Annotated in this window: 27 protein-coding genes; 25 read left to right on the top strand and 2 right to left on the bottom strand. The window is 33.4% G+C overall.

Features of this window, described 5'->3' with window-relative positions; all coding sequences use genetic code 11:
• From Q0L44_RS04595 to Q0L44_RS04485, 23 genes are all read left to right on the top strand, one after another.
• Nucleotides 1-828: AAA family ATPase (locus Q0L44_RS04595; RefSeq protein ID WP_296635889.1), on the top strand; the 828-nt coding region annotated here is incomplete at its 5' end.
• A gap of 96 nt (nucleotides 829-924) precedes the next feature.
• Nucleotides 925-1,359 carry a hypothetical protein gene (locus Q0L44_RS04590; protein WP_296635887.1) on the top strand — a complete coding sequence of 145 codons (435 nt, stop codon included), beginning with the start codon at nucleotides 925-927 and terminating at the stop codon, nucleotides 1,357-1,359.
• Nucleotides 1,356-2,054 (top strand): helix-turn-helix domain-containing protein, encoded by a 699-nt coding sequence (locus Q0L44_RS04585; RefSeq protein WP_296635885.1) that lies wholly within the window; start codon nucleotides 1,356-1,358, stop codon nucleotides 2,052-2,054. The genes Q0L44_RS04590 and Q0L44_RS04585 overlap by 4 nt, the downstream gene beginning before the upstream one ends.
• Before the next feature lie 97 nt (nucleotides 2,055-2,151).
• Complete coding sequence (locus Q0L44_RS04580; RefSeq protein ID WP_296635882.1) at nucleotides 2,152-2,424, top strand: DUF3310 domain-containing protein; 273 nt, start codon at nucleotides 2,152-2,154, stop codon at nucleotides 2,422-2,424.
• Nucleotides 2,390-2,782, top strand: a complete 393-nt coding sequence (locus Q0L44_RS04575) for a terminase small subunit (RefSeq protein ID WP_296635879.1) — start codon at nucleotides 2,390-2,392, stop codon at nucleotides 2,780-2,782. The genes Q0L44_RS04580 and Q0L44_RS04575 overlap by 35 nt, the downstream gene beginning before the upstream one ends.
• A 133-nt stretch (nucleotides 2,783-2,915) precedes the next feature.
• Entirely contained in the window at nucleotides 2,916-3,158 is a 243-nt protein-coding gene (locus Q0L44_RS04570) for a helix-turn-helix transcriptional regulator (RefSeq protein WP_296635877.1), read from the top strand.
• A 31-nt stretch (nucleotides 3,159-3,189) separates the two neighbouring features.
• Nucleotides 3,190-4,677, top strand: coding sequence for a hypothetical protein (locus Q0L44_RS04565; RefSeq protein WP_296635874.1), 1,488 nt, complete (start codon nucleotides 3,190-3,192; stop codon nucleotides 4,675-4,677).
• Nucleotides 4,667-5,149, top strand: a complete 483-nt coding sequence (locus tag Q0L44_RS04560) for a GNAT family protein (RefSeq protein ID WP_296635870.1) — start codon at nucleotides 4,667-4,669, stop codon at nucleotides 5,147-5,149. The genes Q0L44_RS04565 and Q0L44_RS04560 overlap by 11 nt, the downstream gene beginning before the upstream one ends.
• A 35-nt stretch (nucleotides 5,150-5,184) precedes the next feature.
• Entirely contained in the window at nucleotides 5,185-5,370 is a 186-nt protein-coding gene (locus Q0L44_RS04555) for a hypothetical protein (RefSeq protein ID WP_296635866.1), read from the top strand.
• A gap of 1 nt (nucleotide 5,371) precedes the next feature.
• Nucleotides 5,372-6,967: a portal protein gene (locus tag Q0L44_RS04550; protein ID WP_296635864.1), complete on the top strand. Its 1,596-nt coding sequence runs from the start codon at nucleotides 5,372-5,374 to the stop codon at nucleotides 6,965-6,967.
• Nucleotides 6,948-7,202, top strand: coding sequence for a hypothetical protein (locus tag Q0L44_RS04545; RefSeq protein WP_296635861.1), 255 nt, complete (start codon nucleotides 6,948-6,950; stop codon nucleotides 7,200-7,202). Before Q0L44_RS04550 ends, Q0L44_RS04545 begins: the two co-directional genes overlap by 20 nt.
• 11 nt (nucleotides 7,203-7,213) lie before the next feature.
• Entirely contained in the window at nucleotides 7,214-8,023 is an 810-nt protein-coding gene (locus tag Q0L44_RS04540; protein ID WP_296635858.1) for a hypothetical protein, read from the top strand.
• Between the two features lie 180 nt (nucleotides 8,024-8,203).
• Complete coding sequence (locus Q0L44_RS04535; RefSeq protein ID WP_296635856.1) at nucleotides 8,204-9,058, top strand: phage capsid protein; 855 nt, start codon at nucleotides 8,204-8,206, stop codon at nucleotides 9,056-9,058.
• Between the two features lie 9 nt (nucleotides 9,059-9,067).
• Complete coding sequence (locus Q0L44_RS04530; RefSeq protein WP_296635854.1) at nucleotides 9,068-9,352, top strand: hypothetical protein; 285 nt, start codon at nucleotides 9,068-9,070, stop codon at nucleotides 9,350-9,352.
• Nucleotides 9,353-9,407: 55 nt separating this feature from the next.
• A complete protein-coding gene (locus Q0L44_RS04525; RefSeq protein WP_296635851.1) occupies nucleotides 9,408-10,025 on the top strand; it encodes a hypothetical protein in 618 nt (205 codons plus the stop codon).
• A 132-nt stretch (nucleotides 10,026-10,157) separates the two neighbouring features.
• Nucleotides 10,158-10,319, top strand: a complete 162-nt coding sequence (locus Q0L44_RS04520) for a hypothetical protein (RefSeq protein WP_296635849.1) — start codon at nucleotides 10,158-10,160, stop codon at nucleotides 10,317-10,319.
• A 14-nt stretch (nucleotides 10,320-10,333) separates the two neighbouring features.
• Nucleotides 10,334-10,471: a hypothetical protein gene (locus Q0L44_RS04515; RefSeq protein ID WP_296635846.1), complete on the top strand. Its 138-nt coding sequence runs from the start codon at nucleotides 10,334-10,336 to the stop codon at nucleotides 10,469-10,471.
• Nucleotides 10,471-10,743, top strand: coding sequence for a DUF6321 domain-containing protein (locus tag Q0L44_RS04510; RefSeq protein WP_296635845.1), 273 nt, complete (start codon nucleotides 10,471-10,473; stop codon nucleotides 10,741-10,743). Before Q0L44_RS04515 ends, Q0L44_RS04510 begins: the two co-directional genes overlap by 1 nt.
• Nucleotides 10,740-12,725, top strand: a complete 1,986-nt coding sequence (locus Q0L44_RS04505; RefSeq protein ID WP_296635842.1) for a hypothetical protein — start codon at nucleotides 10,740-10,742, stop codon at nucleotides 12,723-12,725. The genes Q0L44_RS04510 and Q0L44_RS04505 overlap by 4 nt, the downstream gene beginning before the upstream one ends.
• Before the next feature lies 1 nt (nucleotide 12,726).
• Nucleotides 12,727-13,281 carry a hypothetical protein gene (locus Q0L44_RS04500; protein WP_296635841.1) on the top strand — a complete coding sequence of 185 codons (555 nt, stop codon included), beginning with the start codon at nucleotides 12,727-12,729 and terminating at the stop codon, nucleotides 13,279-13,281.
• Complete coding sequence (locus Q0L44_RS04495; protein WP_296635838.1) at nucleotides 13,282-16,590, top strand: hypothetical protein; 3,309 nt, start codon at nucleotides 13,282-13,284, stop codon at nucleotides 16,588-16,590.
• On the top strand, nucleotides 16,590-19,871 hold the full coding sequence (locus tag Q0L44_RS04490) for a zeta toxin family protein (protein ID WP_296635836.1): 3,282 nt from the start codon (nucleotides 16,590-16,592) through the stop codon (nucleotides 19,869-19,871). Before Q0L44_RS04495 ends, Q0L44_RS04490 begins: the two co-directional genes overlap by 1 nt.
• Nucleotides 19,868-22,333, top strand: a complete 2,466-nt coding sequence (locus tag Q0L44_RS04485) for a hypothetical protein (protein WP_296635833.1) — start codon at nucleotides 19,868-19,870, stop codon at nucleotides 22,331-22,333. Before Q0L44_RS04490 ends, Q0L44_RS04485 begins: the two co-directional genes overlap by 4 nt.
• A 189-nt stretch (nucleotides 22,334-22,522) precedes the next feature.
• Here Q0L44_RS04485 and Q0L44_RS11545 read toward each other — a convergent pair whose 3' ends face one another.
• The gene (locus Q0L44_RS11545) at nucleotides 22,523-22,645 is read right to left on the bottom strand and encodes a hypothetical protein (protein ID WP_366085098.1); all 123 of its coding nucleotides are present in this window, start codon (nucleotides 22,643-22,645) and stop codon (nucleotides 22,523-22,525) included.
• A gap of 72 nt (nucleotides 22,646-22,717) precedes the next feature.
• A complete protein-coding gene (locus Q0L44_RS11540) occupies nucleotides 22,718-23,374 on the bottom strand; it encodes a hypothetical protein (RefSeq protein WP_366085103.1) in 657 nt (218 codons plus the stop codon).
• Between Q0L44_RS11540 and Q0L44_RS11535 the strand changes: the two genes are divergently transcribed.
• Both Q0L44_RS11535 and Q0L44_RS04475 read left to right on the top strand, forming a co-directional pair.
• Entirely contained in the window at nucleotides 23,373-24,122 is a 750-nt protein-coding gene (locus Q0L44_RS11535; RefSeq protein WP_366085096.1) for a hypothetical protein, read from the top strand. The genes Q0L44_RS11540 and Q0L44_RS11535 overlap by 2 nt on opposite strands.
• Nucleotides 24,123-24,132: 10 nt before the next feature.
• Nucleotides 24,133-24,829: hypothetical protein (locus Q0L44_RS04475; protein WP_296635829.1), on the top strand; the 697-nt coding region annotated here is incomplete at its 3' end.

The following is a 24,829-nucleotide window of genomic DNA, read 5'->3' as shown; positions in this document are numbered from 1 at the left end:
ATATTCCACGAACTAGAGCCTAAAGCGCCCTGTCACATCATTCCCCAAGCTGTGGGACTCTTAAAAGAACAGGAAATGGAGCAATTAATAGAAACTATTACTAAGATTAGCAAAGACCAGGTCAAGCTGGTTATCTTCGATACGGTGGCAAGATGTATGTCAGGAGATGAGAACAGCGCCCAGGATATAGGGGACGCAATCAAAGCAATGGATCTAATCCGTAATACATTTAATTGCGCTGTAATGCCTATTCACCATAGTGGAAAGGATAGAGATAGAGGAGCCAGAGGTTCTACGGCTTTAATTGGTGCAGTGGATGTATCTATGAAAGTAGAAAAGCTGGATAAATTAGTAGGATTAGTAACAGAAAAGCAGAAGGATTCCGAGGCAGAAGAAGCTTTATTATTTGAAACGCATACTATCCATACTGACGAATTAGGCTTGGGAGATGAGTCCAGTTTAATTTACCAGGTAACAGATCAAAAGTACGACAAAAAGACCAAATTAACTTCGGCACAAAGAGAAACATTAGAGGCATTACGTAAAGCAATCGAAGAGCAAGGAACTTATCCTGGTGGATCTGTTCCAGGTAAAGCTGTGTCGGAAAAGGTCTGGCGAGAGTATGCATTTAGAAGAAGTATTACAGCTTCAGAAAGTGTAGATGCAAAGAGAAAAGCCTTCGCCAGGAGTGCCAAAAGCTTGTTGGAAATTGGACAAATAGACAAATTCAACGATTGGTGTTGGGACAAAGTGGACATGGTGGGACAAAAAGAAAATGTCCCATTAAAAGAGCAGAAAACTGGGGATTATTGGTATGGAAAAGAGTAGTGGACAAAAAAGTGGACAAATTCAGGACAGAGGACGGACAGGACATTTCCTTAGGATGTCCTGTCCGTTGTCCCATTGTCCGAAAGGAGGTTGTCTTTGGATCGTAAAATAATACAACAGGTTGATGCCGTTGCTGTGGCAATGGAAAAGAAATATGGATATAACTCCAGGATGTTGGATCTGGTTCCACAACATTTGGAATTGAAGTTTAAAAAAGCACAAGGTCAGTTTGATCAAGCTATAACAAGCAACAGCCAACAGGATATGATTAAATATGGTCAAGCACTGATACGAGGATATCAGGCATTGGATAAGATTGCAGAGAAAGCTGTTCACAGTGTTTGGAAGGTTCGACACACTTCAGGAGTTTTAATGACTGTGTACCAGGGATCAATACCTAGAAAGCCTTCAGACGGCTCAATATTGATGAGTATTGAGGAGTTGGTTAAGTTTGTACCAGCTAGCATTGTTAAGATAAAAGAGAAGTTTCCAAAGAGTAAGGTCACAAAAAACAACGAGGTGCCATTTTGAGAAGTACAAAACCAGTTATAGTCCAGAGTAAACCAGAAACCAGGCTGTATTCTGTTCTCCCAGCTAAAGCAATCCAGGATGATTTCTTACACGCAACAACACTCCGAGTATTAGGAGCCATTTGTTTGCACACTAATAAGTACGGAATTTGCTTTCCTTCAAGGATTACACTCGGTAGACACGTATCCAGAACTCCTAAAACTGTGTCTTTTCATGTAGCCAGGTTAATTAAGCTTGGATACATTAGAAAGCTACAGAAACGAGATTACAGGCTAAAGGGAAAGCCCAGGAAGTCTAAGTATGCTACCAATAGATACCAGGTATTATATGAGGGTAAAAAGAGCAAGTTACCAAGCATGGAGCAGTTTTACGCACCAAGACCCAAGGTTGCAGAGGAGTTTCCAGAGGATAAACAGGCAGTTATACATAAAAGTAGGGATTTAAAGGGATCAGCACAACGTAAAATGCTAATTTACAGTATTGCGCAAGCATTTTGTACAGGTATCCAGACAGCGAGTTCTGTCCACAAAATCCCTGATAATTACCTAAATGATGCAGAATATTTACTGGATAAGGGAATAAAGCCAGGTCAGATCCTGGAAAGCACAGTCAGCTTGACGACTAAGATGTTAAAAGATGAGGGTAAGATCCCAATAACAATAAAAGAAGTAGCAAAAAAAACTGGATTAGACTAGTATTTACATAAACCAAACGTTCGGATGCATTATGACAGGCAAAAAACAAAATAAAATAGACCATACCCCTTCCCCCCCAGGGGGTAGCCGGTCTGGTATGGGGGTATCTCGCAAAATTTTAGAACATGACCCAGTAAATAAACCCTCACACTATAGGCAAACGGACTGGGAAGCTATAGAAATAATCAAAAAATCTATGACCGAGGACGAATACCAAGGCTATTTACGTGGCAATATTATGAAATATACCATGAGGTACCGTTATAAGAAACAACCTATTGAGGATTTACGTAAAGCAAGATGGTACCTGGAAGAATTAATTAAGGATGTATTGAATGACGAAAGATATTTTAAAAATTCGCAAAGCTAGAGAGGTCCTAAAGAATGGCACCGAAGCCGATAAAGAGAAGGTGCGCCAAGAATTAGAAGCTATAGCTGGTAGCGAAGTAACGGATACCATATCCTGGGACGATAAAGGCAAAGTCGAATTACTTAACTCCAATGATTTGTCTATACGTGCCAGGAAAGGTATCAAAAAAGTAAAAGCCACACCTGGTAAATATGGCACCAGTATCGAAATAGAAATGCATGATAAGTTAGGCGCATTGCGTTTATTAGCAAAGCATCATGGATTATTGGATGATGTAGCTGAAGACAAAAGACCTTCGGTGATAGGAATTAATATTACTGGACCCAATATGAAGGATGTGAAAATAGAGGAAGAATGAAGAACTACGAAATAACAATAACTTTATTAGCGAACCGTAAACCGACACTAGACGAGTTACATGATTTTTTATTTTGTAGAATACGTGACGGTGATTTGAAATACAAAATAACTATCCTGAAACAGGAGGACCTATGCAAAAAAAATACTACTGGCACCAAAAAATTATAACTGAGTTAAGGCAAGAACGAGGTATGACTCAAGCTGATTTAGCGCAATTATGTGATGTATCGGTTAATACGATTGGTAAAATAGAAAGTGGTATAACGATTGGTAACTTTGATACAGTAGATAAAATTTTTAATGCATTAAACCATGAGATAGAAATTATAGAGGTAGAAAATGGCGAGAAGACAACAAGCGAGAGATACCACTAACCGTAAGAAACGGATCCAGAAACAAGAGGTTATGCATGGCTTGAACCTGGACTTTAGTAATCAACCTACGGTGTGGAAGTTTTTAAACGATAATGCGTTTTTTCGTGGATTATTAGGACCTGTGGGTTCTGGTAAGTCGTATGCCTGTGCTTCGGAGATTATGCTACGTGCTGTAAAACAGGTAGCTAGTCCTAAAGACAATGTTAAATACTCACGTTTTGTTGTAGTGCGAAACAGTTATCCTGAATTACGTACTACGACTATTAAAACCTGGTTAGAGATATTTCCTGAAAATCAGTGGGGAGCCATGCGTTGGTCCCCTCCTCTTACACATCATCTTAAATTACCAGCTAGAGGAGATATTGCTGGTATAGATTGCGAAGTTATATTCCTGGCACTAGACCAGCCTAAAGATGTACGTAAATTATTATCCTTAGAATTAACAGGAGCCTGGGTAAATGAAGCTAGAGAATTACCATTGTCTATTGTGCAAGGATTGACACATAGAGTAGGACGTTTTCCTACTAAATCTAACGGTGGTTGCGCCTGGAGAGGGATCTGGGCCGACACCAATCCACCAGACTCAGATTCCTGGTGGCATAATTTAGCTGAGAAGGAACCGATTAAAGGTAAGTTTAAATGGAATTTTTATAGACAGCCAGGTGGTATGTCTGAAGTAGGATACCAGGAAGATGCGATCCAGGCTGGTGGTAAGTATTGGATACCTAATGATAAAGCAGAGAATATAAGAAACCTACCTCCAGGATATTATGAACAGCAATTAGGTGGTAAAGAGTTAGACTGGTTACGTTGTTATGTTGGTGGCAAATATGTTTATGTAAAAGAAGGTAAATCGGTATGGCAAGAGTTTGATGCTAGTTCTATGGTAGATGATCAGATACAACCAGATAAAGAATTACCGATACAAATAGGTATTGACTTTGGATTAACACCAGCTTGCGTATTTGGTCAACGATATGCTACAGGTAAGTGGCATATATTACATGAATTAGTATCGGAAGATATGGGACTAGAGCGCTTTGCTCAGATGTTATTATATGAATTAAATACCAGGTTTGAAAACATGGAACCGATTATATGGGGAGATCCAGCTGGTAGCGCCAGGGATCAGATATTTGAAGTAACTAGCTTTGACCATTTACGTAGTATAGGTTTAAATGCTAGACCTACAGCTAGTAACGATTTTAAGGTACGTAGAGAAGCTGGAGCCATGCCTATGACTAGAATGATAGATGGTGACTCAGCATTACGTGTAGATTCCAGGTGCAGAAAATTAATTAAATCTTTGGCTGGAGGATATCATTTTAAACGTGTCGGTATATCTGGTGGCACAGATAGGTTCAGAGATGCACCAAATAAAAATATGCACTCACATATAGGAGATGCTTTTGGTTATTTATTACTAGGTGGTGGTGAACATAAGCGCTTAGTACATGGATCTAATCGTAGATCCTACGGTGGTGCAAATATAGCTAAGTTAGATTTTGATGTCTTTTAACAGGTTAATACGAGAAAACTTACCAAAATATGCCAGGGCAATACCCTTCTCATCACATCATATTAATTTTTTACAGTTAGATCCTTTTCAACAAAACCTTATGGATAATATGGTTGATTATAAAAACTGGTTTACTGCGCAATCTAGGATGGGATACTCAGCTACTATAACTATAGACGATAAACCTACCGTATGTTTTGGTTTTATCCCATTATGGCAAGGGGTTGCAGAAGCCTGGATGCTAGTAGATATTGATATACGTACCAAAGCAGTACCGTTTTTACGCAACACTAAACACATATTTATGGGTATTGGTACCGTTATGGGACTACACAGGCTTCAAATCTATGTACATGAGCAGAATTATAGTGCTATAAAGTATGCAGAGTATGCAAAATTCAAACGAGAGGGTTTATTAATGCACTATTCACCGATCAAAGAAAATTATTATTGTTACGGAAGGATTTATTAATGGGTGGTATATTTTCAAAACCAAAAATTCCTCCTATGTCTAGGCAAGTAGATCAAAACCAGGAAGCTGAAAGAAGAAGATTAGCTGATGAGAAAAGAACAAAACAACAGGCACTACAAGCAAGAATGAGAGCAAGACGTAAAGGTGGACTAAGAATGTTGTTATCAGAAGAAAGAGATAATTCAGCACAAGGTTTAGGTGATACGGATACATTAGGTTAGTATGGAAAGAATTTCTCCAGAGATAGTTTTTAAAAGAGCAGAAAAAGCTTATGCCAAAAAAGAAAATTGGCGCGATATATATGAAGAATGTTACGAATATGCATTACCAGAACGTAATTTATATTCTGGTTTTTATGAAAATAAAAGCCCAGGTCAAAACAAATCAAAAAAGGTTTTTGATTCTACAGCAATATATTCGACACAACGGTTTGCGAACAGGTTGCAGTCATCCCTATTTCCACCTTATCGTAACTGGTGTCGGCTTATTGTTGGAGATAATGCCAAGAATGAATTAGAAGAAGAACAACAACAGGAGTTACAATTAGCTTTAGATGTATACTCCGAAAAAATGTTTACCTTAATACGTCAAACAAATTTTGATTTATCTATGTCTGAAATGTTATTAGACTTAGCTGTAGGTACAGGAGTTATGTTAATACAAAAAGGAGATGATGATACACCAATACGGTTTGAGTCGGTTCCTCAATATTTAGTAGCATTAGAAGAAGGACCATACGGTAGAGTTGACAATGTATATCGTAAACATCAGATACGTGGATCCGTTTTAAAACAGCAATGGGCTGATGCAGAAATACCTCCAGATTTACAAAAAGAAATAGACGAAGATCCAAGTAAAAATTTAAATTTAATTGAAGCAACAATATTTTTACCAGATAGTGGAGTTTATTGTTATCACTTACTGCATAAAAAAGCTAACAAAAATAGTTCTATAACTGAGTTAGTTTACAGAACAATGGATAGTACTCCCTGGGTAGTATGTCGTTTTAGTAAAATAGCTGGTGAAGTAATGGGAAGAGGTCCCTTAGTTTCTTGTATATCAGATATTAAAACCTTAAATAAAACAAAAGAGTTTGTTTTAAAAAATGCAAGTCTAGCTATTTCAGGCGTATATTTGGCTCGTGATGATGGAATCTTAAATCCTCAAAATATACAAATAAAACCAGGTAGTGTTATATCTGTAGCATCTAATGGTGGCGCACAAGGTCCTAGTTTAGCACCATTACAAAGATCCTCTGATTTTAATGTTAGCCAAATAGTTATGAAAGATTTGCAAGACAGTATTCGTAAAACATTATTAGATGATGGTCTTCCTCCAGATGATATGTCTGCTCGAAGCGCTACAGAAATCGTAGCAAAGCAAAAAGAATTAGCACAAAACTTAGGATCTGCATTTGGACGTTTAATTACAGAAGCATTAATACCAATTGTAACTAGAGTATTAACAGTAATGGGAGAACAAAATATTATAGAGTTACCTGTTAAAGTAGATGGTAAAGTTATAAAAGTAGTTCCACAATCTCCATTAGCCCAGGCACAAAATATGGATGATTTACAAAACGTACTACAGTTTATGCAGATGGTTCAAAGTGTAGGTCAAGTAGGACAAGTAGCAATCAACCAAGATAATGCCATAGATTATATGGCAGATAAACTTGGAATACCTGGAAGTATATTAAACAGTAAACAAGAACGATTAGCTATTGTTCAACAGATGACACAAACAGCAATGCAAGCACAACAACAAGGCAACGAGCAAGTACAGGAGGTAATTGAAAATGAGTTGGGACAGTCTTAAAGAAGAGCCTGAAATAAATAATCAGGCATTATCAGATGATGATTTATTAGTAGCAAAAGTATTTGTTACAAAAGATGGACATGATTTATTAAAATTATTAAAAACAAGAACATTAGATCAACCAACATTTGTTCCAGGTGAAGAACCTAGCTACGGTTATTTTAGAGAAGGACAAAATTCTATTATAAGAGAAATACTTCATAAGATACAACGTGTACAAAATAATAAAACTTAGAAAGGATAGTTATGGCTGAAGCAGAAATTAAAAACGAAGAACAAATAGAAGAGTCAAAACCTCTTTTAAATCCTACAACAGAAGAACCAAAAACAGATGTAGAAAATGTAAGTGATGCACCTCACATGGAAAAAGAGCCAGAAGTAAAAGTTGAAAAATCTGAAAGACCAGCAGAAGTTCCTGAACAGTTTTGGAATGAAGATAAAGGATCTGTTGATATAGATGGTTTAGCAAAAAGTTATAATAGTCTGCGTGATAAAATGTCCCAGGGAAAACATAAAGCACCTAAAGATGGAAAGTATAGTACAGACTTTATTAAAAAACTTGATGATCAAAATTTTGAAGAAATAGAAAAAGATGACATGACACAAGATTTTTTAGATATAGCTAAAGAAGAGAATATGTCCCAGGAAGTTGTAGAACGTTTATTCACTTTTTATATGAAACAACAAGGTGTATTAGAACAAGAAATAGAATACAAACGTACTGATGAATTAAAAAAATTAGGACGTAATGCAGACGGCATAATAGAAAATATGGATAACTGGTTATCCTCATTTCATAAATCTAATACTATAACTTCAGAAGAAAGAGAAGCTATTGCTAATGCTTCTACTAATGCATTATTTATTTCTGCCTTAAATAAAATTAGAAAAAGTTATGGAGAAAAAACAATACCATCTTCTACTGCTGTTGAAGGAAATAAAGTTACTATGGCTGATGTTAGAGAAATGATGAAAGACGAACGTTACGGTAAAGATGCTGATTATACGCAAGGTGTAGAAAAGAAAGTTTATGCAATGCATGGAGAAAGTTACTAGCTTAACGTTACATAGTAATACATTTAAGTATGTGTCCTATTTGAAGACTATCTAATTTTTTTATACTCTTAAAACGACTGACAAGCGAAAGCCCAGTTAATTGGTACGAAGTACAAGTAACTAGCCCAATAGGATAACTAGATACGTTTTATTATTTTATTAACTTTTAAGGAGTATATAATGGCTTTAAACGTAAGCAATGCATTTATTACCTTATTCGATTCTGAAGTAAAACAAGCCTATCAAGGTGCTAGAACTTTAGCTGGTCTTGTTAGAGAGAAAAGTGGAATTGTAGGTAATACTGTTCGGTTCCAAAAAATTGGAAAAGGACAAGCACAAATCAGAACACCTCAAACTGACGTAACACCTCTTAACGTAACTTACAGTAATGTAAGCGCTACAATGACAGATTACATTTCAGCAGAGTACACTGATATTTTTCATCAAGCAAAAGTTAACTTTCAAGAGAGAAGTGAATTGGTACAGGTTATTGGTAACTCAATAGGAAGACGTATTGATCAAATTCTTATTGATGCAATCGTAGCTGGATCTCCAGGTACAACTATTGCAAATACTGTAGCAGAAGATGGATCTTCTGGAAGTGCTAGTGGTTTAAATTTAGGTAAATTAAGATCAGCTAAAAAAGCATTGGATGCAAAAAATGTTCCAGCCGAAGGCAGAACACTTTTAATTCATGCTAACAGTTTATCTGCATTACTAGGTTCAACAACAGTAACCTCTAGTGATTTCTCTACGGTCAAAAGCTTATCAACAGGTGAGTTAACACAGTATTTAGGAATGAATATTGTTACCATTGGTGACAGAGATGAAGGTGGTTTAGCAATAGATGGATCTAGTGATAGACCTGTTTATGCTTTTCACAGAGATGCAATTGGAATGGGAATTGGTATGAACCAAACTTCCAGAGTAGATTACATCCCTGAAAAAACTTCTTTCTTATGTGCATCCTATTTTAGTGGAGGCGCAGTAGTCGTAGATAATGAAGGTTTAGTTTCAATAACAACACGCGAATAGGAGTATAAAATGGCATTTGTAAGAAACGATTTTGGTCCCATAGGTGGACAATCTAAAGCTGGCACAACACCAGCAATGTATGTGTATACAACAACCGAAGCACATACAGCAGTTGATGCTAGTGGTTACTTTAATGATTTAAACGACATACTAACTGTTGGCGATATGATTATTGTTCATGGAGCAACAGGTGGTACTAGAACAGTAACTATGCATATTGTAGTTAGCAATGCTAGTGGTGTAGTGGATGTTAGTGATGGCACAACAGTAGGTGCTGTTTCTGACTCTGACTAAATTATTAAAACTGGGGATATGGTGCAAATCATATCCCCAACAATAAAGGTTTATTATGGCTACAGGAGATACTAAACTATCAATTTGTTCAGACTCATTAATTACTTTAGGCGCTTCTCCTCTTAGTTCATTTTCAGAAGGAACCGACTCAGCGCAAATATGCGATAGATTATATGATGATATTAGAGATACAGTTTTACAAATGTATCCCTGGTCTTTTACATATAAAAAAGCACAACTAGCAAGAACAACAAATACACCAGTAAACGAATATCAATACGAATTTACATTACCATCTGACAGATTAGGTTCTGGGGTACGAGCATTGTATAATAGTAATTCTGTTGGCGCATTATCACTAAGTACAGGTTGGGAAATATTTGGATCTAGTGTTTTTAGTAGTCAAACTACTTTATTCGCTGATTACCAATTCCGTCCATCTGAAGATGTTATGCCAACTTATTTTATTCAGTTATTAAAATATTGGATGTCTTGGCATATAGCTGAAGCTGTAACGGATCAGTTAACAAAAGGAGATTACTATAAACAAATAGCCTGTGGTCTACCTTCCGAAAATATGAGAGGTGGAATGTTCAGACAAGCAACACAAATAGATTCACAAAATAGACCGTCTTGGACTATAGATGATTTTGATTTAACGGCAGTAAGATAATGAGAAAAAAAAATATTTATAAATTTAAACCTAAAGTTTCTAAAGCTAGAAAAGATGCAAGTATATACATCCAATCACAAGGAAGAATAAAAACATTTTCAGAATTTAAAAAAATAATAGAGGAGAAAAATAATGGTAGCTAGACCAGGACTTTATAAAAATATTCATAATAAAAGAAAACGTATTGCATCTGGGTCTGGTGAGAAGATGCGAAAGCCAGGAGCCAAAGGCGCACCACAAAAAGGAATTTTTAAAAAGATTGCATCTAAAACAAAACAAAAAAAGAAAGGATAAAAATAATGGCACCAATGGGAAAAGGAACATACGGAAGTAAAAGAGGAAGACCAACAGTAAAAAAAAGTGGTAACACTCTTACAAAAAGACAAAAAACTTTACCAAAAACTTTACAAGCAAAAATAAAAAAAACTAAAACAAGAATGGGTTAATGGTAGCAAAAAAATATCAGAATCCTTCTGGTGGTCTTAATGAAGCTGGAAGAAAATATTTTAAACGTAAAGATGGAAGTAATTTAAAAAGACCACAAAGCACAGGAAAAGATGGAAGAAGAATATCTTTTGCTTCAAGGTTTGCTGGAATGAAAGGACCAGAAAGAGATAGTAAGGGTAAACCTACTAGGTTGCTACTTGCTCTTAGAAAATGGGGATTTAGGAGCAAGGAGTCTGCCAGGAAATTTTCACAACAAAATAAAAAAACATGAGTAGAGTCGTACAAATACAAACAAACTTTAGTATAGGAGAATTAGATCCATTACTAAGAGGTCGTGTAGATTTAAAACAATATTATAATGCTTTACAATCTGCAACGAATGTATTTATACAACCTCAAGGTGGAGTCAAAAGAAGAGATGGATTAAAATTTATTACTGAATTACCAAGTGCTGGCAATCCACAAAATGGAGTACGGTTAATACCATTTGAATTTAATGCAAGTGATAGTTATATGTTTGCTTTAGTACATCAAAGAATTTATATTTTTAGAAACAAAGCATTAGTAACAAATATAAATGGTACTGGTAATGATTTTTTAGCAATAAGCAGTGTTACTTCTGCAATGTTATCTACAATACGATATGCGCAGTCTGCTGATACTATTATTTTATGTCATGCAGATTTAACTCCCTTAAAAATAGTACGTGGAGCAGATCATAATTTATGGACTATTTCTACTGTTACTTTTACTAATGCACCAACACACGCATATACATTAGCTACATCTAATCCTAGTGCAGATATTACACCTGATAAAACAAGTGGTAATGTTAAAATAACTGCAAGTGCTGGTATATTTTTATCTAGTCATGTAGGTCAATTTATAAATATTACTTCAAGTTACGGAAGGTTAAGGATAGTAGAATTTGTTAGTTCAACTGTTGTAAAATGTAGAGCAATAATAAATATGTTTGATACAACTGCTGTTGCTGATTCAGATTGGGAATTAGAAACAGGATATGAGGATGCCTGGTCAGGATCAAGAGGTTATCCAGTATCAGTAACGTTTCACGAAAGTAGATTATATTTTGGTGGTAGTAAGGGACAACCTACTACTTTTTGGGGAAGCAATGTTGGTGATTATTTTAATTTTGAATTTGGTGAAGGATTAGATGATCAATCTATTACAGGAACAATAGTTACAGAAAGTTTAAATGCTATAGTAGATATCTTTAGTGGAAGGGATCTTCAAATTTTTACAACAGGTGGAGAATTTTATTTACCTCAAACAACTAACGAACCAATAACACCTAGCAATTTAACAGTACGTGTTGGAACCAGGAATGGAATAAAAGCTGGAGTTCCTGTAGCTGGATTAGATAGTGGTACAATTTATGTTCAACGTTCTGGTAAATCATTAAATGAAATGTCATTTACGGATACTGAGTTAGCTTATACAACAGCTAACATATCTTTATTAAGTTCACATTTATTAAACACTCCAGTAGATATGGCAATACGAAGAAGTACATCAACGGAAGAAACCGATAGATTATTTGTAGTAAATTCAGCAGATGGATCTATGTCAGTATATTCTATTTTAAGAAGTCAAAATGTTATTGCTCCTAGTCAGTTTACAACAAGTGGTAATTTCTTAGCTGTAGGAATAGATGTTGATACAACTTATGTAATTATAAAAAGAACAATAAATAGTTCTGATAAATATTTTGTAGAAGTATTTGATAATACATTACATACCGATAGCGCAGTATATGTTACAGGTACAAATACTACAGCAACAGCTAGTCATTTAATTTCTACTACAGTAGATGTTTTAAATGATGGCAATGTAGAATCTCAACAAACTACTAACGGAAGTGGTCAAGTAACATTAACTAGAACAACAGCTAGTAATTATGAAATGGGAATACCATTTACTATTACAATTAAAACAATGCCAGTACAACCTAATACGGCTGGTGCTACAAGTTTAAAAGGTTTTAAAAAAAGAATATTAGAAGTAAATGCAGATGTATTTAAATCTAAATCTATGAAAGTAAATAATCAGTTAGTAGCTTTTAGAAGTTTTGGAGAGGATGTTTTAGATACAGCAGTTCAAGAGTTTACAGGTGTAAAAACAATAGGACCGTTACTAGGATTTGATAAAGAAGGAACAATTACTGTAACACAAGACGCACCATTAGAATTAAATATATTAGCATTAGATTATAAAATAAGTATGGGAGCCTAAAATGGAATATGTAGCAGTAGCTGGAGCAGTAGTAACAGGATACGGACAATATCAAGCTGGTAAATTTCAAAGAGATATGTATAACCGTCAGGCAGAAGAAGCCGAGATGCAAGCTAAACAAAGATCATTAGAGTATGAACAAAAAGCTGTAAATACATTAGATGAAACATTAAGAAGTGTAGCTTCAATTAATGCTTATGCTGGTAGTGCGAACATAGATCCGTTTTCAGGATCAGTAGCAAATTTAACAACATATGCATTAGCTTCAGGATATAAAGATTTTAATACACTTCAAAGAGGTCAACAAATCAATAAAGCTATGGGAAGTTATCAAGCTGGAATCTATAGAGCATCTGGTAAAATGGCTTATCAAACTGGAGTATTTCAAGCTGTAGGTACAGCTATGGGTTCTGCTGGTCAAATAAATAGCATTGGTCCTAGTGGTGGTAGTACTACAGGTGGAGGTGGAGGATTCAGTGGTAGTTCTTCTGGTTACGGTGGTTATAGTAGTTATGGTTCGCAAGCTGGTTCAAATGCGCAAATGGGTGTTGGATAAATGGCTGATAGATATAAACCATATAAAGCTGGACAGTTTTCTTTAACAGGATTGAGAAGTGTTGATGACTCTGCTGGTAGAGAAGCAGTTCGTATGTCAAATACACTTGCAAATACAGCAAGTAAAATATCTAATTTTGCATTTCAAGAATTTTCAAAACAAATGGAAAGAAAAGCTAAACAAGATGCAAGTACAAACACTCAAGAAATTTTAGATAAGTATAAAGATAAACAAGTATCACTTTATGATAGAACAGCATTTGATACTGCTGTAGCTATTTCTAGTTCAAGAGTAGAAACAGATGCAAGACAATTGATTAGTAATAAATTATTAGAAGCTGAAACAAATAATGTTAATCCTGTAGCTTTTGCTCAAGAGTTAGATGGTATTGTAAACGGATCGACTCAAGGAGTAAAAAAATATTCTCCACTAGAAGCAGTAAAATTAGAAGAAACTTTAAAAAGATTAAGCACTAATGCTTATACAAATTATCAAAAAACTTTTACAAAATTAGAACAAGAAAAATTACAAGCTAAAGCAATAGAAGGATCAAACGCAAGGCAAGTAGATATGGAAAGTATTGCCAGAAGTGAAATGAGTCCTGAAGAAAAAAAGATTGCTTTAGATACAGAGTTAACAAATTATAAACAATTTTTAGAAATAAATAATTTTACTCCTGTAGCTGTAGCTAAAGAAATTAAACAACTACAAACTAAATTATATACTGAAAGAGTAAGAGGAGATTTTAGCAGAGCAAAAAATAAGATTGAATTTTTACAAAAGTTTAATAGTGATATTAATAGAACAGGTGTAGCTAGTGGATTAGATGGTGCTACATTTAAAATGTTATCTAGTGAAATGAGTAGTAAAATTAATTCAATAAATAAAGTGCATAAATCTACATTAAAATCATTAGAAACTACATTTAAGGATTTAAAAGATGTAACAGATGGTGGGTATGATAATAATGAACAATTAGAAAATTTATTATTAGAAGTACAAGCAGTACCAGGTTCAGAAACTTTACAACAAGAAATAATTGTAGCATTAAAAAACCATAATATTTATCAAAGCTTTTCTAAATTATCTATAGGAGGAATGAGAAGAGAATTAGAAGCTTTAAGAAATAGTTTTACTACAGACGGTTCTGAACCAACACCTGGTGAAGTAGAAATATTAGATAATATAGAAAAAATTTTATCAAATACAGTAACAGATAGTCCTCTACCAGGACAAGTAAAAGAAGATTTAGATTTTCTAAGGACCATAATAAAAAATCCTAACTTAAGATTAAATAAAGAAAAGTTAAAAGAAATTAAAAAAAATATAGAAACACTAGATGATAAAAATGTAACATCAGATTTTGTTCAATTATGGAATAAAATAGATATGTTAGAAAAAAGCGCTAATGGACCTGTGAGTCAAATAAGAGATTTAAAAGAAGAAGTAAATGTAATTAATAAAGAACAGGGTATATCAACGGATGACGAAGTTCAATTTGTGAAATCATTAAGTACATTACTTAAAAATAAAGAAACTAAAATTAAAAATGATTTTGTTAATTATGCAATAGAACAAAATCCAGATGATATTCCTTCATATACTTTTAAAGATGGTTTGTTAATTCACGATAATAAAATATTAGATGCTAAAACATTTGAAAAAAGAGCAATACAATTAGAAGCTATAGCTGAGGAAGATGATGAGATAGATAGTAGTCAAGTTGAATATTTTTCAAAAGAAAATATGGAATCATTTAAAAGCGCTTATGAAAACAGTACACAACCAGAGAAAAGATTACAAATATTAAGTCATATAAGTAATATAGCTGGTCATAGATCAGACGAAGTATTTGGTCAAATAAATAAAAACGGTCAATTTCATATGGCTAGATTGGGTATGTTAATAAATATAGGAAAAGAAGATTTAGTAAGAAGAGTTATTAGAGGTCAATTATTAGCTGAAGGTGATTTTAAAAATAATATAACAGAGGGATTAAAACAAGAAATTAATCAAGAAATATTAAATAATTTAAGTGGATTATCTAATACATTACCACAACATATATTAGCTACTACTTCTGCTTTAGTAACACCATTGTTATTAGAAAAAGTTCAATCTGGTACTAGTGTAGATGATATATTAGAACATATACCAGATGCTATACAAGACTTGCTAGGAGCAGATGGCGATAAAGGTGGTGCTGTTGAATACGAAATTAGAAACGCAACTCATACAATACTTATTCCAGATACAATTAAAAGAGATGAATTAGAAAATATATTAGAAAACGTAACATTAGAAATGTTAGAATTTGCTAGTGTTGATCCAGATGGAAATGAAAACTATCAACCTCCAGCATATATTAAAAATGGTAAAAGTATAGATTATAAAGAAAAAGAAATAGGAGGATTATATTTTGATAATGCGCATAGTCCTGAGATATTTCAAGTATCACAACAGCATCCTAATTCAGCAGATCCAGAAGATGTAGTTCAAGGATTTAGTGATAAATTTAATTTACCACAAAAATATTACATAGATATTAATAGGTTAAAAGAAGCTTACTACGAAAGTTTAGAAGTAGAAAATAAACCTGGTACAAGATTTTCTAGGCTTGCTGGATCTGGTAGATTACAAGAAATAATGTTTGGAGAAAAACCTAATTATAAACAAAGAAAGGAACAAAGAATGATTAAAAGTATGACTACAAATAAAGCAAAAGGAAAAGAAGTAGCAAATCTAACTGTAGATACAATAGTAGATATAATGCCTGGATCTAATCCTAAGGCTACTAAAAGTATGTTGTTAGGTATGATGATGGTAGAAAGCAATATGGGTACTCATAGAGAAACTTTTAGAACATCTTATAGTACAGGTTTATTACAATTTGATAAAGATGGTGGACATTATGCTGACTTGATGGGTCGTATTAAAAAAGGAACAGACACTCAATTAATGGCTAACGTAGAAAAGATACAAACTCAATTAAAAGAAAAACTTAACATAGATATGGACATTAAAAATTTTACATATGAGGATATGAATAAACCGTTACCAGCAGTTATATTAGCTAGATTATTCTTAGCATTAGATAAAAATGCAATCCCTACTACATTAGAAGGTCAAGCATATTACTGGAAGTTTAAATGGAATACATTAGCTGGTGCTGGATCTATAGATGATTATATTTCAAAAAACGAATGGTTAGGACTAGAAGCAAAAATGTCTGACCAAGAAAAAAATGATATGAATAGTTTTGTTATGAAAGTAAATACTGATGATGCATACAATAAAGGCGCTATCTAGTGTTTAGACTATCTGAAGAAGAAGTATTAGCAAATAGACCTCTTAGTGTTTCTAAAGGACCAGTAACTAGTTTTGGAGAAAACTTTAAAGCATCATTAAATAATCAAAGTTTAGCACATAGTTTTTTAGCTGAATCTGAAACTGCACAACAAGCCTTACAACCATACATAGATGAAATAAATAAAGTTACAGGAAAAAATTTAGGAAATTTTATAGGAACACATAAAAATTTATATAGGCATTTAAACATATACAATGATGTTATTAAAAACAATGAAGAGTTAAATAAAAAATATCCTAATGGAATACGAGAAGTAGATATAAGAAGTGAAGCTAGAGATTTAGCATTTGACTCGGAGGTTAATAATAAAGAAGTAGCTAGTCGATACGAAGGTAGTGGATTTAATCCAGCACAATTATTAGGAAGTGCATATGGAGAAACAGCAGATTTATTAGAAAATCCATTTACTGCTATACCAATGATATTTTTAGGAGCATCTATAAAAGGTTTTAAAGTAGCTAATATTGCACGTACAATGTTATATGAAGGATTAATAGAAGGTGGATTAACTTTAGCTACTAGACCAGCAGTTAAAAATTGGAGAAACCAGGTTGGATTATCTTATACTTGGAAAGATGTATTAAGTGAAACAGGGCAAGCCACTATCGGAGGTGCGTTATTTGGTTTACCATTACACTTAACTGTTGCTGGTTTAAAATCAGTTTTTAGAGGAAAACAAAATACTAATAATTTTACTACTGAAGAAATAGAAGGTGTAATAGAACAATTAGATAATGATATAAAAGATTTAGATTCTAACCCTTATGACACTCCTAACAATTCTGAACACGTAAATAATTTAGATAATCAAATTAAAAATTTATTTGACGAAGAACAAGCAATAGAAAACAAAGAGCCTAGAGATGTTAATGTTAAATTAAAACCTATAGATAATCCTGGTGAAACAGTTAAAAATAATTTATATAATGTAGAAGAATTAGATCCAGATGATTTAAGTTTTGATCCAGAAAGTTTTCAATTTAAAAGTGAGATGCAAGATAACAGAGGTGTAACAAATAGATTATCTGGTATAAAAGAATGGGAGCCTTCAAGTAGAGGATTAGTAGTAGTATATGAGGATACAAATGGTAAAAAAATTATAGTAGACGGACATCAAAGATTAGGATTAGCAAAAAAAATTAAATTACAAAATGATGGACAAAACCCTAAATTATTAGCACACGTTTACAAAGCATCTGATGGTTGGACTAAGGAAGAATTAATGGTAAAAGGTGCTGTAAAAAATATAGGAGAAGGAACAGGAAGTATTACTGATGCTTCAAAAATATTTAAAATAGATTCTTCTCAAATGAATAAATTAAACATAACAGATTCTTTAGTACGATACGGAAATGGTATTGCAAAATTAGATGACGATATGTTTCGTATGGCTATGAATGGATCAGTAGTAGATGATGATATGATTAAATATTTAGGATTAGTAGGAGAAATTGTAGAAGACAAAAGTAAACACAAACCTATTATTCAATTACTAATGAATGAAGCAAAACCAGAAACTTTATTTCAAGCTGAAAATATTATAAGGCAAGCTAATGAATTAGGTTTTAATAAAAAGGTGCAAAAAACATTATTTGGTAAAGAAGTTTTAGAAAGTAGTTTGTTTGTACCTAAAGCAAAAATATTAGAAAACACTATAAAAAGTTTAAGACAAAAAAAAGGTTTATTTAAAACATTAAATGCAAATGTTAAGAGTATAGAAAAAGAAGGTAACCATTTAAACAAAGAAGCTAACATAAGAAAGGAGCAAGTTAATGCCGAAGCAATTGAATTTATTAAACGTCTCGCAAATAAAAAAGGATTCCTCTCAGACGAACTTACAGCCCAAGCCAGACTCCTTGCTGATGGCAAAACCAAAAACGGACAGGCTGTCGAAAGCTTTACAGAGTCTGTCGTCGAAGCAATTAACCGAGGTGATTTCACAGGGGAGAATGTTGGCAAGGTTGGGGACATTATTAACCCTGAAGCAGAAGTCCCTATCTTTAGTAGGCAAGAACCAGGATACCAAATTAACGAGTTAGGAGATAAAGGATCTACTGACCAAGTTAAAAATTTAGAAAATACTGTAACAGAAGATTTAGGTATTCGTGAAGGTTTTACTAGTGATAAAGAATTACGATTAGATTTAGAAAATAAAATAAGTAAAATTGTAGATCCAACTGATGCTGATTTAAATATGATAGAAAAACATCCAGCAGTAGTAAAAGCTATGGATGAAGTAAAAGGTATTCCTGAAACGCATTTAGATCCTAACTATGATACTGATGCTTATATAGCTAACAGAAAATTTACTATGATTGATAAAGACGGTAATGTTGAATGGAAAGCTAAAGGTTATATAGATGGTATAGAAAAGCATCAATTACACTCAGATCAAATTGCCTGGAAAAATGACAATCAATTACCTACTGAAGTAAATAAAAATAAAAAAGCAATAATTGTAATAGGCGCTCCAGCAAGTGGTAAAAGTACTATTGCTGAAGAGATAGCTAGAAAAACAAGATCAGCAATAGTAGATAGTGATGAAATTAAAAAATCCTTACCAGAGTATGGAGATGGTGTTGGAGCAAATGCTACACATCAAGAAAGTAAAAAATTATCTTTAATATTATTAGATCAACAAACAAACGAAAGTAAAAATATAATAATTCCAAAGGTAGGACATAAAGCAAATTCTTTTGAAACCGAAACAAAATTACTAAGAGCAAAAGGATATGAAATAGAATTAATGTACATGAATGTTGATCCAAAAAAAGCTATTATGAGAATGGTAAATCGTTTTATAATAACAGGTAGATTAATTGAAATGGGATATATAAAAAGTATTGGAAACAAACCTCAATTAGTGTACAATAAAATGAAAGGAAAATATGATGGTTACGCAGAAATCGACAACAATCAACCCTTCGGAGAAACTCCAACAATCAAAGAGCAATCAACGAAGTCATTACAAGGGACAAGCTTTCGATTACGACCAAGCAGAACAGGACGGATTGAAGGAAGGACTTCAGTTAATAGAAAGACTGAAACGAATGAAGGCTCAAAAGAACAATCAGAAAAGCTAAATTTAGATACTGTTATTCCATTAAGTATAGTGGATGATCAAGGTGAAATTTCTGTTGTAACAAAAACAACTAGAGAATTATTAGCTGATAATAAACAAGATGATATTTTAATTGATAGATTAAAGGATTGTGTATGAGTTTACGTGATTGCATTATTAACGCACAAAAAGAGGGTACAATTACTGATAGCCAGGCAAAAGAAAGTCTGGAATTGTATGATGAGTTACACACAGAATATAAGAAAAATAATGTTGATACTACAGCAGATACAAAAGCTGGTAGTGAAACTTTTGATATATTAAAAAAACAAAACATACAAAAAAAAAGACAAAAACTTTTACAGTTAAAAGCAGTACAACAATATAATTTTTTACTTGAAACGTATCCAGGAGAAGCTGGTGAATTAATTCAAGACATGATTGCTTCTTATGGTAAAGGTACAAAAAAAATATTATCGTTAGAAGCATTAGAAGAAATCATAAAAAAAAGAGCCTTATCAAAATTTAGTAATGGTTTAAAAGAATTTGGCAGAGGTGCAAGAGGTCAAGTTAAAAGCAAAGCTACACTAGATCAATTAGTAAAAGAGGTTTTTGGTCAAGACACAGGTAATCCCAATGCTAAAGCATTAGCAACAGAATGGAAAAACACAGCAGAGTTTTTAAGAAATATGGCAAATGAATATGGTATGAGTATTCCTAAAAGAACAGATTGGGGGATGCCACAAGTACACGATAAATTAAGAATTATGAAAAGTGGTAGAGATGCTTGGGTTAATTTTTTAATAGAAGGTAATTATTTAGATTATAATAAAATGGTAAATCAAAGAACAGGTATACAATTTACGGATCTAACTATAAGAAGAGCATTAGAAGAAGTATACGAAAATATTGTTGCTGATGGTAACGGAAAAATAGTAGCTAATAAAGGTAGTAAGATGTTAGCAAATACCAGGCAAGATCATAGATGGTTAGTTTTTAAAGATTCTGATAAGTGGTTAGCTTATCAAAATAATTTTGGTGAGCCTAATTCTTTTGCAACTATGGTTAGTCATATAGAAAGTATGTCTAGGGATATTGCACAGCTACAAATATTTGGTCCTAATCCTAAAGCTATGTTGACTTACTTAAAAGCTGATATGGAAAAAAGATATTTAAGAAGTGGTTTATCACAAAAAAAACCTGAGTTAGCTAGAGATCATAAAGCAAAAATAGATATGCTGTATGATATACAAATGAGAAAATCTGAAGCACCTATAAATTCTTATGTAGCAAATAGTTTTGGTGCTTTAAGAAATACGTTACAAGCAAGTCAATTAGGATCTGCACCGTTATCAGCTATATCAGATATTCAATCGCAAAGAATAACTGCACGTATGACAGGACTACCTCAAGCAAAACTTTTAAAAAGAGTTATAACACAAATAGTTTCTTTGAATCCTAGAGATAGAGGACAGTTAGCTTTAAGGTTAGGCGCTGGTGCTGATAACTGGACATCAACAAATATTTCTAGTGCAAGATTTTTTGGTGATACATCTGGTCCAGAAATAACAAGAAGACTAGCTGATACAATTCATAGAATTTCTGGTTTATCTCCAATGACTCAAGGAGGTAGACAGGCATTTCATATGGAAGTTATGAACCATTTATCTATAAATAAAAATAAATCTTTTTCTAATTTAGATCCAGTCTTACAAAAGACATTTCAACGATACGATATTAATGATGCTGATTGGGATATTATTAGAAAATCAAAAACATTAAAAACTGACTATGGTGAATTTATAGATATACACGAAATAGAAGCTAGTAATTTATACAGTAAAAATAGAGTAGAACAAACTATAACAAAGTTAATGCATTTAGTTACTAGTGAAACAGAAAGTGCTGTACCGAGTACAAGTGTTCGAGCCAGATCACTATTAACAGGTGGTGCAAAAAAAGGAACCATTGGTGGAGAGATAGTAGCATCTGCTAGTATGTATAAAAATTATCCAGCTACAATTATGCATACACATATTATGCGATTTGCTACAGAGTTTAGAGGAACCAGAAGAGTAGGATTTTTTTTAGATTATATTATTGGTGCTTCTTTAATGGGTGCTTTAGCATTACAACTAAAATCTATTTCAAGAGGTAAAGATCCTCAAAATATGGAAGATCCAAAGTTTTGGGGACAAGCTTTATTTCAAGGTGGTGGACTAGGTATCTTTGGAGATTTTTTACAAGCGAGTACAAATAGATTTGGTGGAGGTGTTAAGGATACTTTTTCTGGACCAGCTATTGGATTTTTAGAAGATACAGCAAATTTAAGTATAGGTAATATTCGTAACTTAATACAAGGTGATGATACTAATTTTGGAGCAGAATTTATTAGATACATGGGAAGATATACTCCTGGTAGTAGTATATGGTATATGCGATTAGCTTTAGAAAGATTGCTTTTAGAAAGAATACAATCTGTTATAGATCCTAAGTTTAATAGGAATATGAGAAAAAGAGAAAGGTATTATAGGAAACATCAAAACCAAAACTTCTGGTTTAGACCAGGCAAAACTTTCCCTACTAGACCACCTAATCTGGGTAAGGCATTTGGAGATTAATAAAAATCTAATATAATTGTCAACAACCTAAAAGGTATTTATGGCAAATTATAGTATAACATCTGTTGCAAGACGAGTCGTTTATTCTGGTAGTGCTGGTGTAGGTCCTTACTCATTCTCCTTTCCTATACTAGCGCAAACAGATATACAGGTTTATATTGATTCAACAATAAAATCACTTACTACAGATTATACTGTTAATTTATCTACGTCTAATGGTACTGGTTCTATAACGTTTACCACAAATCCTACTACCCCTACCTCATCTAATACTATAATACTAGTAGGTGGTAAAACTATAGAACGTACCACAGACTTTGTAACGGCTGGTGATTTGTTAGCCAGTAGTTTAAATACAGAGTTAGATGCCTTAACAATATTTATTCAACAACTATCAGAAAATAATGATAGAAGTATAAAAGGTCCTATAGCAGATAGTACAAGTTTATCTATGGAATTGCCAACAGCAACATCCAGAGCAAATAAGGTACTAAGTTTTAGTAGTACAGGTGTTCCAGAAGCAGACCTTGCTAAAACTGATGTTAGTACCGTTGCTGGATTGAGTTCGGAAATTACTACATTATCAGGAATATCTTCTGCAATATCAGGAGTAAATGCCGTAGCTAGTAACGTATCAACCGTAGCTGGAATTAGTAGTGCAGTATCATCCGTTGCTTCTAAAGCAAGTTTAATAACATCAGACTTTGTATCGGATTTAAATACATTAGCAGTCACAGATGTAATAAATGATATTAATACATTAGCAACATCTGATATTGTAAGTGATCTAAACACATTAGCCACAAGTGATGTGGTAAGTGATTTGAATACATTAGCTACATCTGATGTGGTAACTGATTTAAATAAATTAGCAACGACTGATATTGTAAATGATATAAATACTTTAGCTACTACAGATATAGTAAGTGATCTTAATACATTAGCAACTTCAGATATAGTAAGTGATCTTAATACATTAGCTACTAGTGATATCGTAACTGATTTAAGTTTGTTAGCAACTTCAGCAAATGTAACAAACATGGCAACATTAGGTGCATCTGGTGTTGTAACAAACATAGCAACGGTTGCTGGAGCAAACTCTAATATTTCTACTGTAGCTGGAATAGCAAGTAACGTATCTACGGTTGCTGGTAATACAAGTAATGTTAATACGGTTGCTGGAGCAAACTCAAATATTTCTAGTGTTGCTGGTTCAATATCAAATGTTAATACGGTTGCATCTAATATTTCAGGAGTTAATTCTTTTGCTGATAGATATAGAGTAGATAGTTCAGACCCCTCATCATCTTTAGATGAAGGTGATTTAGCTTATAATACAAGTTCTAACGTATTGAAATATTATAATGGTTCAGCCTGGATAACTATTGTTGCTGGTTCATTAACAGATATAGTACAAGATGGAAGTCCTCAACTTGGTGCTAACCTTGATGTGCAGACACACAGTATAGTATCAACATCTAATAGAGATATTGCTATTACACCTAACGGATCTGGTAAAGTAGTATTAGATGGATTAAGTTATCCAGTATCAGATGGTACAGCAGACCAGGCAATTACAACTGATGGTTCAGGTAATCTAACTTTTAGTACAATCCAGGCAAGTGAAATATCTACACCTGGAAACGTATTTAGTAATTATAATTCTATTAGTTCTAATTGTAGTACAACAACAGCTTCAACAAAAAATTCTATTTTATACGGTCAAATTTCTGTAACAGGTAGTGCAACTTGGACAGTAGGTGGAAATGGAATATTACAAATTATATAGGAGATAATAAATGGCGAGTACAATAGCAGTAGATAAAATACAAGGATCATCTGGTACATCAGTAACGATACCAACAGGTCATACATTAACAGTTACGGATGGTATAGGTGTATCAAGTTTACCAACAGTAACTGTAGCAAAAGGAGGTACAGGTTTAACTTCTGTAGGTAGTGCTAATCAATCTTTATCGGTAAACTCAGGAGCAAGTGCTTTAGAGTTTCAAACAGTAAAATTACCAGGTAAAGAAACTATGTGGGTACCAGCTAATGCTATGTATCCTAATACAACAAATGGTTCTGAATCTGCACAAGTAGAATTAAGTAACGGTCCTGAAATAAAGGTATTAGACTTTGATGCTAGTTCAGATGAAAACGCACAATTTGCAGTAGCTTTTCCTAAATCATGGAACGAAGGAACAATAACTTTTCAAGCATATTTTACAGTTACAGGAACAAATACAGGTACAACAGCTTGGGGATTATCAGGTGTAGCAATATCAGACAATGACTCTATTAATACAGCATTTGGAACTAACGTGGTTGCAACTGCTAAAGCACATAGTGGTACATCAAATGATTTAAATATAACAGCAGAAAGTGGAGCAGTAACTATAGCTGGTACACCAGCAGTAGGAGATCAAGTTTACTTTCAAGTAATGAGAGATGTATCAGCTGATGATCAATCAGGAGATTCAAGGTTATTAGGAA

Origin of the sequence: Polaribacter sp. (assembly GCF_024639685.1) — a bacterium.
Classification (GTDB): domain Bacteria; phylum Bacteroidota; class Bacteroidia; order Flavobacteriales; family Flavobacteriaceae; genus Polaribacter.
The sequence above is the reverse complement of the archived record's forward strand: the minus strand, read 5'-3'. Positions and strand labels throughout refer to the sequence as shown.